Annotated in this window: 10 protein-coding genes; 5 read left to right on the top strand and 5 right to left on the bottom strand. The window is 45.6% G+C overall.

From position 1 onward, the window contains the following. The first annotated feature begins 212 nt into the window (after positions 1-212). Together OO774_RS09580 and OO774_RS09575 are read left to right on the top strand one after the other, a co-directional pair. Positions 213-3248 carry an FAD-binding and (Fe-S)-binding domain-containing protein gene (locus OO774_RS09580; RefSeq protein WP_264901875.1) on the top strand — a complete coding sequence of 1012 codons (3036 nt, stop codon included), beginning with the start codon at positions 213-215 and terminating at the stop codon, positions 3246-3248. A 79-nt stretch (positions 3249-3327) separates the two neighbouring features. Further along, on the top strand, positions 3328-3789 hold the full coding sequence (locus tag OO774_RS09575; protein WP_264901873.1) for an isoprenylcysteine carboxylmethyltransferase family protein: 462 nt from the start codon (positions 3328-3330) through the stop codon (positions 3787-3789). Between the two features lie 43 nt (positions 3790-3832). Here the strand turns inward: OO774_RS09575 and OO774_RS09570 are convergent, their stop codons facing one another. After that, the gene (locus tag OO774_RS09570) at positions 3833-4735 is read right to left on the bottom strand and encodes a LysR family transcriptional regulator (RefSeq protein WP_264901872.1); all 903 of its coding nucleotides are present in this window, start codon (positions 4733-4735) and stop codon (positions 3833-3835) included. Between the two features lie 141 nt (positions 4736-4876). On the opposite strand from OO774_RS09570, the gene ygiD reads away from it, so the two are divergent. After that, a complete protein-coding gene (gene ygiD / locus OO774_RS09565; protein WP_264901871.1) occupies positions 4877-5701 on the top strand; it encodes a 4,5-DOPA dioxygenase extradiol in 825 nt (274 codons plus the stop codon). A 128-nt stretch (positions 5702-5829) separates the two neighbouring features. Here ygiD and OO774_RS09560 read toward each other — a convergent pair whose 3' ends face one another. The 4 genes from OO774_RS09560 to hutC form a co-directional block, all read right to left on the bottom strand. Further along, the gene (locus OO774_RS09560; protein ID WP_264906099.1) at positions 5830-6555 is read right to left on the bottom strand and encodes a DUF3581 domain-containing protein; all 726 of its coding nucleotides are present in this window, start codon (positions 6553-6555) and stop codon (positions 5830-5832) included. A 515-nt stretch (positions 6556-7070) separates the two neighbouring features. After that, a complete protein-coding gene (gene hutG, locus OO774_RS09555; protein WP_264901870.1) occupies positions 7071-8069 on the bottom strand; it encodes a formimidoylglutamase in 999 nt (332 codons plus the stop codon). 1 nt (position 8070) lies between these two features. Further along, entirely contained in the window at positions 8071-9321 is a 1251-nt protein-coding gene (gene hutI / locus OO774_RS09550; protein ID WP_264901868.1) for an imidazolonepropionase, read from the bottom strand. 127 nt (positions 9322-9448) lie between these two features. Further along, positions 9449-10156: a histidine utilization repressor gene (hutC, locus tag OO774_RS09545; protein ID WP_264901866.1), complete on the bottom strand. Its 708-nt coding sequence runs from the start codon at positions 10154-10156 to the stop codon at positions 9449-9451. A gap of 264 nt (positions 10157-10420) precedes the next feature. Between hutC and OO774_RS09540 the strand changes: the two genes are divergently transcribed. Both OO774_RS09540 and thrS read left to right on the top strand, forming a co-directional pair. Next, positions 10421-11164: a sporulation protein gene (locus OO774_RS09540; RefSeq protein ID WP_264901865.1), complete on the top strand. Its 744-nt coding sequence runs from the start codon at positions 10421-10423 to the stop codon at positions 11162-11164. A 271-nt stretch (positions 11165-11435) separates the two neighbouring features. After that, positions 11436-13364: a threonine--tRNA ligase gene (gene thrS, locus OO774_RS09535; RefSeq protein ID WP_264901863.1), complete on the top strand. Its 1929-nt coding sequence runs from the start codon at positions 11436-11438 to the stop codon at positions 13362-13364.

Genomic DNA, 13364 nt, shown 5'->3' with positions numbered 1-13364 from the left:
GTCAAGAAATAAAGCATAAGTTTCAATATTGTATTGAGATTCTGATTTAATCGCTTTTTCAAATGTTGTAAAGTGATCAAACCCGAATAAAATCACTCCACTCTGACTCTATTGTCTGGCTCGAGACTCTATCGAGAACCAGCTTGAGGATTGAGTATTATAATTAGATAACCCGCAGCTGATAGGATCAGCGTCGTAGGGGCAGGAAGCAAATGTTACCAAGATTACACTCGCAAACTGACGTCGACCCTCTTGTTCTGATTTTTTTAAAAGAGCTTGAACAAGCTGGATTCACCGGCGATATAGAAAGCCAATATTCAAGCCGACTCGCGGTTTCCACTGACAACAGTGTGTACCAACAGTTACCTCAGGCTGTTGTTCACCCAAGAACGACGCAAGATGTTGCGCTTATTGGTAAACTGAGCAATAAAGAAAAGTATGAGCGAATCACGTTCTCACCTCGCGGCGGTGGTACTGGCACTAATGGGCAGTCCCTGACAAAAGGGATTGTGGTTGATTTGTCTCGCCACATGAACAACGTGCTTGAAATTAACGAGGAAGAAGGCTGGGTGCGCGTTCAAACTGGTGTGATAAAAGACCAGTTAAATGATGCAGTACGCCCTTATGGTTATTTTTTCTCACCTGACTTATCCACCAGTAATCGCGCCACTATCGGCGGCATGGTCAACACTGACGCCTCTGGTCAGGGATCACTAAAATATGGCAAAACGTCCGATCACGTCCTGTCGTTACAAGCCGTGTTTGCCGATGGCTCGATTTTAGAATCAGACTTGTCTCATGGTTTGCCAGAAGAGGGCGAGTTTGCAGCAACCGCACTGAATGTCACCGAATCCGTATGTCGTGAAAAGCGTCAGCAAATTAATGACAAATTTCCGCCATTAAACCGTTTCTTAACCGGTTACGATCTGAAAAATGCACTGAACGAAGAGGATGATAGTTTTGATATCACCCGCGTATTGTGTGGTGCAGAGGGATCACTTGCCTTCATTACGGAAGCGAAATTAAACCTGACTCGTATTCCTAAAGTGCGTACCTTGGTCAACGTTAAATACAATACATTTGACTCCGCTTTACGTAATGCGCCACTGATGGTGCAAGCGAATGCAATGTCGGTAGAAACGGTTGACTCAAAAGTTCTTAACCTAGCGAAACAAGATATTGTTTGGCATACGGTCAGCGATCTCATCACGGATGTACCAGACAAAGAGATGCTTGGTATCAACATGGTGGAATACGCAGGCGAGGATGCTGAGGAGATCGCCTCTCAAGTCGCGGCGTTAACCGCCAAACTTGATACCATGCTCGAAACAGAAGAAGCGGGCATTATTGGCTATCAGGTGTGTAATGATGTGGCGAGCATTGGCCGCATTTACAACATGCGTAAAAAAGCGGTAGGTCTGCTGGGTGCGGCTAAAGGTCGTGCTAAACCGGTACCGTTTGCTGAAGATACGTGTGTTCCACCAGAAAACTTAGCCGATTTTATTGCCGAGTTCCGTGAGCTGCTTGACGGCAAGTCGCTTAATTACGGTATGTTTGGCCATGTTGATGCGGGCGTACTGCACGTTCGTCCTGCTTTGGATCTGTGCGATCCTCAGCAAGAAGCGCTGATGCATGAACTTTCAGATGAAGTGGTTAAGCTGGTGGCGAAATACGGCGGCTTGATGTGGGGAGAACACGGTAAAGGTTTCCGCTCAGAATACGGGCCGGAATTCTTTGGTGAAGAGCTATTTACCGAGCTTCGACGTGTGAAAGCGGCGTTTGACCCTCACAACAAGATGAACCCGGGGAAAATCTGTACGCCGTTAGACAGTGATGCAGAGTTAGTGAAAGTAACTGACACCAAACGTGGTTACTTTGATCGTCAGATTGATGTTCAGGTTCGCGACAGCTTCAAGCAAGCGATGGAGTGTAACGGTAATGGCCTGTGTTTTAACTACGACACCAGCTCACCAATGTGTCCATCGATGAAAGTCACGGCTGATCGTCGTCACTCTCCGAAAGGTCGGGCCGGATTAGTCCGCGAATGGTTGCGTCAGTTGACGGAACAAGGTATCGATATTCTCGACCTTGAAAAACAAGCGCTGGAAAGCAAAGCTTCGATCAAAACCATGATCGATCGTGTTCGCCATTCAATTAACCGTCGTCACGAATATGACTTCTCACATGAAGTTTATGAGGCGATGAATGGCTGTCTGGCTTGTAAAGCGTGTGCCAGCCAGTGTCCGATTAAAGTGGATGTACCAAGCTTCCGTTCTCGCTTTCTAAACATCTATCACTCTCGCTACCAACGCCCGGCTAAAGATTACTTGGTGGCGAATATTGAAACCATGCTACCGCTGATGGCGAAAGCACCAAGCGTTGTAAACAGTGTTATCAAGCAATCTTGGGTGAAAAGCTTAACCGCATCGACAGTGGGTTACGTGGATGCGCCTTTGCTGTCTGTGCCGACTTTGCACAAGCGTATTGAGTCTCTGACTACCGCTTATGACCTTAATGCCTTATCGAAGTTATCTTCGGAACAGAAGAGTAAACACGTTCTGATTGTTCAAGACCCGTTTACCAGCTATTACGATGCCGACGTTGTAGAAGATTTTGTTAAGCTGACCAGAAAGCTGGGAATGAATCCGGTTCTGTTGCCATTTAAACCAAATGGTAAAGCTCAGCATATCAAAGGCTTTTTACGCCAGTTCTCCGAAACAGCGACGGATACCGCGAAGTTTTTATCTCTGGTTGCCGATTTGGGCATTCCGATGGTTGGTGTTGACCCTGCGTTGGTGCTTTGTTACCGAGACGAATACAACGAAGTTCTGGGCGATAAGCGCGGTGAATTTGATGTGCTGACTGCTCACGAGTGGCTCTATCCAAGACTGGAGAATTTCGCTGCGGTAGAGTCCGCGCAACAAGAACCCTGGTATCTGTTTGCCCACTGTACAGAAAAAACCAAAATGCCAAATGCCGAAAAAGAGTGGGGGGCGATTTTTGCTCACTTTGGTGCGGTACTAAATACCGTACCGGTTGGTTGCTGTGGTATGGCGGGTACTTTTGGTCACGAAGTGGATAAGTTGGAAATGTCGAGAGATATTTACAATCTAAGCTGGAAGCCAAACTTAGATAAGTTGGATAACGAGCGATGTCTCATTACGGGCTACTCTTGTCGAAGCCAGGTCAAACGCTTTGAAGGAACCAAGCCGAAGCATCCGGTTCAGGCGTTGCTGACCCTTATTTAATCACTTCAATGAAGAATAAGCCCAGTTCTGCTGGGCTTTTTATTGACTCATTAACTTGAGACTTCATAGGATTTGAACCTTGAGAAAACTTGAACTTAGAGTGCCGCCAGTCGCGGTATTTTTGCTGGTGGTTTTGCTTATGTATTGGCTGAAAGGACTCACGCCAAACTTTATGATCACCGTGCCTTTTGTCGAATTTGTTGTCGCAATTCTAACCCTTTTATCGGGCTTCATTGGTATTGCTGGACTTTATGAATTCCGCAAACTAAAGACGACCGTCAATCCAGTTAAGCCAGAGTTTGCCACAACGGTTGTGAGTACTGGTGTCTTCGCTTATACCCGTAACCCGATGTATGTTGCTTTGTTGCTGCTTATTATCGCGTTAGGGTTGTGGTGGCAGCATCTTAGTGTAATCCTCTGCGGTGCGCTATTTATCTCTTACATGAATCGCTACCAAATAAAACCTGAAGAGCACGTGTTAGAAAGGCTGTTTGGTGAAGACTACCTGAAATACAAAAACCGGGTTCGCCGCTGGGTATAGCTGCTGATCTTTTCTCTATGACAGAAGGCCATTTCTATTTGATTTAAATAGCTCCAGGTGGTCTTTTGACAAAGTCTTCTACCACGAAATCAATCAGCGCCCGGACTTTCCGCGGTATTACGTTTCCTTCTAAATACACCGCATTAATCGGGTGTGTATTCATGCTGTATTCGTCTAGCAGTTTGACTAGCTTTCCGCTCTCAAGATCATGTTGTAAAACAAAATCTGGACAAATAGCTATCCCACGCCCATCTATCGCCCAGTCTTTTGCGATGCGGGCGCTATTCACCATCAGGTTCCTCTCAGGTATGACGGCGGTTTCTTCTTTAGCGCGATAAAATTGCCACTTGTTATGGCCTCTCCGGTTGGTATCAATAATACAAAAGTGATCGTTCAAATCCAGAGGCGTAGTTGGTGTTCCTCGTAGTTTCAGGTATTCAGGTGAGGCGACGACACAACTGGTTATTTCACCAAGCTTTCTTACTTTCAACGTTGCCGTGTCTGGCATCCCTATACGAAATGCTAAATCAATGCCCTCTGTGGCTAAGTCTACGTAGGAGTCACTCAAACGGAGATCGATGGAGAGCTGTGGATGCAGGGCTGAAAAGCGGCTCAGTAAGCCAGTGATGTAGATTTCGCCGAACGTTAATGGTGCGGACACACGCAGTACACCAGTTAATCCTTTGGACTCTTCAGATATTGCGCCAAGAAGGTCATCGAGTTCGTCTAACAGAGTAGGGGCTCGAGCAAGCAACGCCTGGCCTGTGGGCGTAAGGCCTACCTTGCGAGTGGTTCTCTGTAATAACTGCGCACCAATCCTTTCCTCCAATTGAGCCACATATTTAGAGGTGATCCGGTTCGATACGCCGAGCCTTTGTGCTGCTTCAGTAAAAGAGCCGGTCTGTGCAGTCGCCACAAACGCTTTTAAGCCAAAAACCAGGTCCATCTTAATACTCCAATATTAGGAACGTTTTGTTGAATATCATTCTACATAATCGTCATTGTATTGAAAGTGTGCAGAGTACATAATTTCCTCATACCAAGTTAAGCACGCCATGATGTGGCACTGAAAAATAAGGGAAAAGCGATGAGCGTTATGTCCTCACTTCAAAAGCTGAAAAACAGATTTAAAGCTTCGCCAAGAATGCCGGTGGTATTTCTTGGTCACGGTTCCCCAATGAACGTCATTGAGGATAATGAATTCACACGTAGCTGGGTGGAACTGGGACGCACACTGCCAAGGCCTCAGGCAATACTGGTGGTTTCCGCACACTGGATGACACAGGGCAGTACGCTGGTCGATGTTTCCGCATTACCTCGTACTATTCATGATTTTTACGGTTTCCCAGATGCGTTATATGAGAAGCAATATCCGGCGAAAGGGCACCCACAGCTAGCGAATGAAGTTGCGGCTTTATTATCGGATCATCATGTTCACACGGATGATACCTGGGGACTGGACCACGGTGCATGGTCGGTACTGAATTCGTTGTTTCCGGCTGCAGATGTTCCGGTATTTCAACTATCTATTGATATTACCAAAGACATGAACTGGCACTTAAGCATCGGTAAAAAACTATCTGAATTACGTGACCGAGGGGTGTTGATTCTTGGCTCGGGCAATATTGTTCACAACTTAAGAGCTTTGCAGTTTGATGGAAAACCACACGACTGGGCGATTGAGTTTGATCAGTTTGTCGCTGAGAAGCTGAATAACCGTGACTTTAAATCATTAGCCGATGTCGCTTCTATGGGGAGCTTAATGCGTATGGCTAACCCGACACTCGAACATTACGCTCCTGCATTGACGATCGCGGGTGCATCGAATCTGAAAGAGGAACTGGTTTATACCTCGCAAGGAGTCGAGTTAGGTTCAATCTCAATGCGTTCATTCGTTTTCAGCGGCGCTTGATTCGGGGGAGGAGCAGAGTATGTTAGTGAAGGGCAAATGGAGAAAAATCTGGGAAGCGTTGTGAAAAGCGGCAACGCCTTGTGGGTCGTTACCGCTGAAGGTATGTGCTTAGGAGCTTGAGGCAGTGTTTAGGCTGCCTCAATGAACTTTGCTAAGAATGCGTCCTTACGCGCGTGGAAACGCTGAACCAGATCGTCGACCGCTTCTTGGTCGTAAGGTTTTAAACCACTTGCAACCATACGCTTGATACCATTGCCGACAACTTCACCATCTTCTTTGAAGGCAAAATTCAACGTCACAACACCACGTTTGCCTTCTACGTCGAATGTTGCGCCAGTAAATTCTACTTCTGGATGGGTTAGGTCCAGACGAGAAAACTCAACTTCCATACTTTCGTAAATCACTAATGGACGTTGGCAGTTGATCATCATTTGTTGCTCTTCCATAAGAGGAACCATGATGTGCGGGAAGTTCATGCCAGAAAACTGAACGTAATTTGTCACTACGTGCTCGATAAATGCGGCGTCGTGATTAGTTTCCCCTTCACGAGACATATGCAAATATTCTTTGCCAGCCTCATCAACCACAGCACTTTCTTTCTCACACTTATTCTCGATATGAAGCGCAACGCCGTTATTCACCATACCAGAGAAGTTAAAACGCATTTTTTGGCTAATGCCTTCTTTGCTCAGAAGTACGGCAAACAGTAGATCGCCTGGAACACAGAAGCGTTTGTTGTCTTCATCGTGGATTGGGTTGTAATCACCAGCTACGCGTTTAGCAAAGTGACTTGCCTGCTCGCGAGTGAACTGAAACTGGTGCTCATTGTTAGAAAAATAAGGTGTTAGAAACATAATTTTTACGTAGTAACCAAAACTGTAAGGGATTATATGCGAAACACTGACGGGCAATGGTCCATCCAGTGACATTTTAACTTATCTTAATGACCATGTAGTCATTGAAAGATAAATGGTTAATAACGCATACTTGATTCACTTTCAAACTTACCAACCTCATCGTTCCGTGCTTATGATATGACGGTATTTGGGTGTGAAGTTGTATGATAAAAGTATAGACATAAAAAAGCCCCATGTTTTAGATGTAATATCAATCGCTTAACGATTTTATCTGAGTCATTCCAGCGAGCTCTAGCGAGACTAGGAATCTAATCGCAGCGCGGTGAGCAGTTAATGAAATATTTCGGCCATAAAGTGCTCAGAAATTAGATCCTGAATCACACTCCTTCGTCGTTGTTCAGGATGACTGGAGGCTTAAAGACGCCGTTAGCAGCTAAGCGAACGGCATTACATGTTTTAGATAGAGCTTTTGAATACTGCATTAGTGTCAGAAGCTTAAATAATAACTCCTGCTACTTCTCTGCCATTGCATTGGCAATGTCCCAACACAAACGGGCGGCTAAGCGTGCCGTTTGACTGTCGACATCATAATTTGGGTTGTACTCTGCGATATCGGCCAGCATCAACTTGTTTTTACAATGAAGAATGCGCTCTAAGAATGGCGCAATCGTATCGTAACTCACGCCACGAGCAGCTGGCGCACTCACACCAGGAGCCGTTGCTGCTGGAAATACGTCCAGATCAATCGTGAGATACAGGTAGTCACAATCGTCGATAAAGTGTTGCAGTTGTGTCAAATGGTAGTTGTGGTTCAGGTAACTAAGCTGATGATCTTCCACGTACCATACGTTCAAGTCGTCGGCTTTCTGGAATAGAGCCTGAGTGTTGCTGCTGCGACTGACACCCAAGCAGGCATAGTGGAAAGCCCAGTCATTGCGTTGGCAAAAGTGATGAATTTGATTGAATGGCGTACCAGAGCTTGGTTTCACGTCGGCTATCGGGCTTTCAAAAGCACGTAGATCGAAGTGTGCATCGAAATTGACAATGCCAATTTTCGGCTTTTTATCTGGATGATGTGACTTAAAGTACTCTGCAATTCCCGCGAACGATGCCCATGCGATCTCGTGTCCACCACCCAGAACAATAACCGGGGTGTGGGGCAGTGCTTGAGAAATTGTATTGGCACAACGCGCCTGGCTTTCTTCCAATAAATCGTCCTCACAAACCACTGTACCGAGATCATAAATTGGCGCATCTTTGTGCCAAGCGAGATTCGCCAGAGCGCGACGGATTAAGTCTGGCGATTTCCTCGCTCCTACGCGGCCCTTGTTTCTGGCTACACCCGCATCGGTTGCGAAGCCTAATATTGAGACACCATGCGGTTGTTTTTCCAGTTCGTTGACTGACTGATGTTGGACGACATGGTGGATACGTTGACCGAGTTTTCCGTCTTCCGCATCATGACGGCCTTGCCAATGAAATAGTGGGTTATGTAAGTCTGGATGAGACATATTACAGGCCTCCATGTGCAATGTACTCACCATTTACTATACGACCTACCAGACGTTTTGCACCGACTTGATAACTCAGATCGGCTGGATGGTCGATATCCCAAACCGAGAAGTCAGCATCAAAGCCAACTTTGATCACTCCTCGGGAACCTTCGTAACCTAATGCTTTTGCTGCATGTTGAGTTGCGCCTCGCAGTGCTTCCTGCGGTGTCAGACGGAATAGGGTGCATGCCATATTCATCATCAGGGTCATATCGGAAAATGGCGAGGTGCCTGGGTTAACGTCGGTTGCGATCGCCATCGGTACTTGGTGCTTTCTCAGCAACTCGATTGGTGGCAGTTGCGTTTCACGCAAGAAATAAAACGCACCTGGCAGTAAGGTTGCGATGGTGTTGGATTTAGAAAGCGCGACAACACCTTCTTCATCAAGGAACTCAATATGATCGGCAGAAAGACCATTATATTGTGCGGTAAGCGCGGTACCACCGAGGTTAGAGAGCTGTTCTGTATGGCCCTTTACTTTTAAGCCGTGTTGTTTTGCCGTGGCAAACACTTTTTCTGTTTGCGCTAAGTTGAAGCCGATAGACTCGCAAAAAACATCGACGCTGGTGGCGAGTTTTTCTTCTGCGACAAGAGGGATGATGTCCTGACAAATATGTTCAATATAGTCGTCAGCGCGACCAGCAAACTCTGGAGGTAACGCATGGGCGGCAAGCAACGTTGTCGTTACCTTCACCTTTCGTTCTTGCTCTAGTGCTTTTGCGGCACGTAGCATTTTGAGCTCGTCATTGAGCGTTAACCCGTAGCCTGATTTCACTTCTACCGAAGTCACACCACTGGCTAGCAAGCCGTCTAAACGTGGCAGTGCAAGTTCAACTAACTGCGCTTCGGTTGCGGCTCGTGTTGCTTTTACGGTAGAGAGAATACCACCACCTTGTTGAGCAATCTCTTGATATGGCACCCCGTTTAAACGCATCTCGAACTCATTGGCACGATTTCCGGCATAAATAAGGTGAGTATGGCAATCAATCAAACCCGGCATCATTAGCTTGCCTTGTAGATCGAGACTTTGCGGGTAGTGTTTAGGATCTAGCTGTGACTCGATTTTAGGGTCGTCTTCACCACGTGAACAAGTACTGATGGCGACGATTTTCCCCGATTGAATACCGACACGCGCAGGTGATGTAGGCAGATATCCTGCTTCCCCTTGCGTCATAGTGACCAGACGCGCATTTTCAATCAGCAAATCCATTTTTGTATCCTATTTGGTTGGTAGCAGTAAATGTATATACAAATGTGTATAACAAGAAAGTATCGATGACAAGGTTGATGTTGTAAAGGTGTGATCGAAGAGTAGGGGGATTGTTATTCCCACTCGATTAAATGAGCACTTTAGAACTCAGTTTGTACTTGTTGCCTGGATGGTAGAGCAAGGCAGTACTGACGAGTTTATCTTGGCTCCAGGTTCTGCGGTTTAATAGCAGGCAGGGCTCGTTAGCTTGCATTTTTAAATCAAGCTTTATGCGGCTATCCGGAATGATAGCTTCAACGGTATGCTCGATGGCACTGAGCGGGCAGTTATCGGACAAAAACTGGTTTGGCGTGATATCAGTGAAGTCTTGGTCCAGGTAACTTGGCGCATATTGGCTATTGACCCAGCGCAGTTCTAACTGGATTGGAGTGCTGTCCTCGTAGTGGATAATTTCACTATAGAATACGGTCGTCCCAAGCATAACCCCAAGCTTAGTGGCGATAGTCGCATCGGCTTTTATCGCGATCTGTTTCAGCACCTTGCTGCGATATTGACGGCCGCGTTCACTGACTTCCTGAGCAATGTTGCGGATGTCTAACAGTGGTGACTCCGATTTCTCAACGGGATCACAGACAAATGTGCCGAGTCGCGGTCGGCGCTGAAGTTTGCCTTCGTTAACGAGATCTCGAATCGCTTTGTTTACCGTCATCCTACTGACATCAAATTGTTCGGTTAACTCGAACTCGGTTGCGATGCGTTGTCCGGTCATCCACTCTCCGGTTTCAATTTTATCCAGGATAAATTGCTTAATTTGTATGTAGAGTGGTACAGACATCGTGACTTTCCTTTAATTGACTATACAAATAGTGCTCAATTTAAGTGAGAATAGCAAATGATTCTCTCAAACTTGCGTCGAAAGGGCAGGTTTTGCAGCAACTTTTCGTCATCTGACGTGATGTCTCGTGTAGGCACAGCGCTGCTATTTTTACTGAATAAGGGAAATAGCCCGTATTCTTGTTGTCTATAGCTTGAAGCGCACCAAGCAATTGTGTAAACAGATGGTAACCACAATAAAAATGACAAAGTCGTAAGGGAAGAAATGTTTAAAAAGTTAAAAGCATCATTAGGAATTGGCTCGGCAAAAGTGGATACCATTTTGGATGAGATGAGTGTTTACCAAGGTTCGACTCTTACGGGCCATGTCCACATTATTGGTGGCGATGTTGAACAGCGGATAGATGCCATCACCATCAAACTGAATACGGAAATGAAAGTAGAAGTGGATGACAGCGTCAGATACGAGACGTTTACGCTTGATCAGTTAAAAGCCGTTGACCCCTTCGTGATTCAAGCTAATCAAGAGAAGCAAGTACCGTTTCAATTGAAGCTAGATGATGAAACACCAATCACACTGGTCAACGCATTAAAAAATCAGTGCCATGTTTGGTTAGAAACAACCTTAGACATTGACTTCGCCATGGACCCTCGCGACCGTGACTATATTGAAGTTAAACCGTTGCCAGTAGCATCGAGAGTGATTCAGGCTATTGAGCAAGCGGGCTTTACGATGGTGAAAGCGGATGTAGAAAAAGGCTTTTTACGTGGAGGCTCTTTCTCTTCTCGCTCAGGTATCTATCAGGAATTGGAGTTCCGTAATAGTGGCTTCATCTCTTCGAAAGAAATTGAACTTTCCTTCATTCTTGAAGGGCAGGTCGTGCACTGTTTAGCGGAAATTGACCGTTCACTCAGCTTATCTGGTGATCAGTATCGTTCGTTTACTTTGCCTATCAATGCAACCGATGCCCAAGTGGCAGCAGCCATTGAACCTACTTTAAGCTTATAGCTTAATTAACTACCTGAATCTTGTTTAAATGATTAACGACAGATTCCTAAACTGGCAGTCGTTTGTCGACGATGGATGAAGATTGCATGACAGCGTAAATCGTTCTTTGCATTCTATTTGTGAGCTAGGTACAATCTGCTGTTCCGATAATGGTCCGGTATTCGTGTTACTGAGAGACCTTTGTCGACTCTCAACTATTTTCCAACAAATAGCTTCTAAATTTGAATAACATGTGTTGCTTGGTATGCAACACCACTGTAAAGGACATAGCATGCCTATTATTACTCTTCCTGACGGCAGTCAGCGCCAATTTGACAACCCAGTATCTACAATGGAAGTTGCGCAATCGATCGGTCCTGGTCTTGCTAAAGCAACTATCGCTGGTCGTGTTAACGGTAATCGTGTTGATGCGTGTGATCTAATCGAAGAAGACGCAAGCCTTGAGATCATCACAGCAAAAGATGAGGTAGACGGTCTGGAGATCGTTCGTCACTCATGCGCTCACCTTCTTGGTCACGCTCTGAAACAGCTTTACCCACAAGCTAAAATGGCGATTGGTCCAACTATCGACAGCGGCTTCTACTACGATATCGACTTAGATGAGTCTCTAACGCAAGAAGATCTTGAGAAGATTGAAAAGCGTATGAAAGAGCTTGCGAAAACCAAGTACGAAGTGGTTAAGAAAAAAGTAAGCTGGCAGGAAGCGCGTGATACATTTGAATCACGTGGCGAACCATATAAAGTGGAAATCCTAGACGAAAACGTATCTCGTGATGATCGTCCAGGTCTTTACCACCATGAAGAATACATCGACATGTGTCGTGGTCCTCACGTTCCGAACATGGGCTTCTGTCAACATTTTACTTTACTAAATGTTGCAGGTGCATACTGGCGTGGTAACAGCGACAACAAAATGCTTCAGCGTATTTACGGTACGGCTTTCCACGATAAGAAAGCACTTAAGGCTCACCTGACTCGCCTAGAAGAAGCGGCGAAGCGTGACCACCGTAAAATTGGTAAGCATTTAGACCTATTCCACATGCAGCAAGAAGCACCGGGTATGGTGTTCTGGCATCACAATGGTTGGTCTATCTTCCGTGATCTAGAAGTATTCATCCGCGCTAAGCTAAATGAATACGGTTACCAAGAAGTAAAAGGTCCTCTAATGATGGATCGTGTTCTTTGGGAACGCTCTGGTCACTGGGACAAATACGCAGAGGCGATGTTCACGACTTCTTCAGAGAACCGTGAATACGCTATTAAGCCAATGAACTGCCCGGGTCACGTACAGATCTTTAACCAAGGTCTAAAGTCGTACCGTGATCTACCGTTACGTATGGCAGAGTTCGGCTCATGTCACCGTAACGAACCATCAGGCGCACTACACGGCATCATGCGTGTACGTGGCTTTACTCAGGATGACGCTCACATCTTCTGTACAGAGAGCCAAATCCAAGAGGAAGTAACCAGCTGTATTAAGATGGTTTACGATACGTACCAAACATTTGGTTTCGACAACATCGTCGTGAAACTGTCTACTCGTCCAGAAAAACGTGTAGGTTCGGATGAAATCTGGGATCAATCTGAAGAAGCATTGAAACTGTCTCTAGAATCAATGGAAATTCCATATGAGATTCAAGAAGGCGAGGGTGCATTCTACGGTCCTAAGATTGAATTCACGCTATACGACTGTCTAGATCGTGCATGGCAGTGTGGTACGGTTCAGTTAGACTTCAACCTACCTGGTCGCTTAGGTGCAACTTATGTAGGTGAAAACAACGAACGTCTAGTTCCGGTAATGATTCACCGTGCAATTCTAGGTTCTCTAGAACGTTTCATCGGTATCCTTATCGAAGAATATGCTGGTTTCTTCCCAACTTGGTTGGCACCAGAACAGGCTGTTCTTATGAATATTACTGATAAACAGTCAGATTATGTTCAAGAAGTAGTACAAAAATTACAAAAAAGTGGAATTAGAGCTAAAGCGGACTTGAGAAATGAGAAGATTGGCTTTAAAATCCGCGAACACACTTTGAAGCGTGTACCGTATATGCTTGTCGTTGGTGACCAAGAAATGGAAGCTGGCGAAATCGCAGTACGTACTCGTAAAGGTAAAGATCTCGGTAAATTTAAGGTGGATGATTTTATCTCTTACATCCAAGACGAGATTTCAAGCCGTAAGCTCAATCTGGAGGAATAA

Source organism: Vibrio sp. STUT-A11 (assembly GCF_026000435.1).
GTDB lineage: Bacteria > Pseudomonadota > Gammaproteobacteria > Enterobacterales > Vibrionaceae > Vibrio.
Note: the sequence above shows the minus strand (reverse complement) of the source record. Positions and strands in the feature narration are given on the sequence as shown.

What these genes read in the sequence shown, in the direction of transcription:
- hutC (WP_264901866.1), bottom strand. Translation starts at nt 10,156, where the DNA reads ATGTCTGTACCACTCTACATACAAATTAAGCAATTTATCCTGGATAAA.
- OO774_RS09580 (WP_264901875.1), top strand. Translation starts at nt 213, where the DNA reads ATGTTACCAAGATTACACTCGCAAACTGACGTCGACCCTCTTGTTCTG.
- OO774_RS09540 (WP_264901865.1), top strand. Translation starts at nt 10,421, where the DNA reads ATGTTTAAAAAGTTAAAAGCATCATTAGGAATTGGCTCGGCAAAAGTG.
- hutI (WP_264901868.1), bottom strand. Translation starts at nt 9,321, where the DNA reads ATGGATTTGCTGATTGAAAATGCGCGTCTGGTCACTATGACGCAAGGG.
- thrS (WP_264901863.1), top strand. Translation starts at nt 11,436, where the DNA reads ATGCCTATTATTACTCTTCCTGACGGCAGTCAGCGCCAATTTGACAAC.
- ygiD (WP_264901871.1), top strand. Translation starts at nt 4,877, where the DNA reads ATGAGCGTTATGTCCTCACTTCAAAAGCTGAAAAACAGATTTAAAGCT.
- OO774_RS09570 (WP_264901872.1), bottom strand. Translation starts at nt 4,735, where the DNA reads ATGGACCTGGTTTTTGGCTTAAAAGCGTTTGTGGCGACTGCACAGACC.
- hutG (WP_264901870.1), bottom strand. Translation starts at nt 8,069, where the DNA reads ATGTCTCATCCAGACTTACATAACCCACTATTTCATTGGCAAGGCCGT.
- OO774_RS09560 (WP_264906099.1), bottom strand. Translation starts at nt 6,555, where the DNA reads ATGTTTCTAACACCTTATTTTTCTAACAATGAGCACCAGTTTCAGTTC.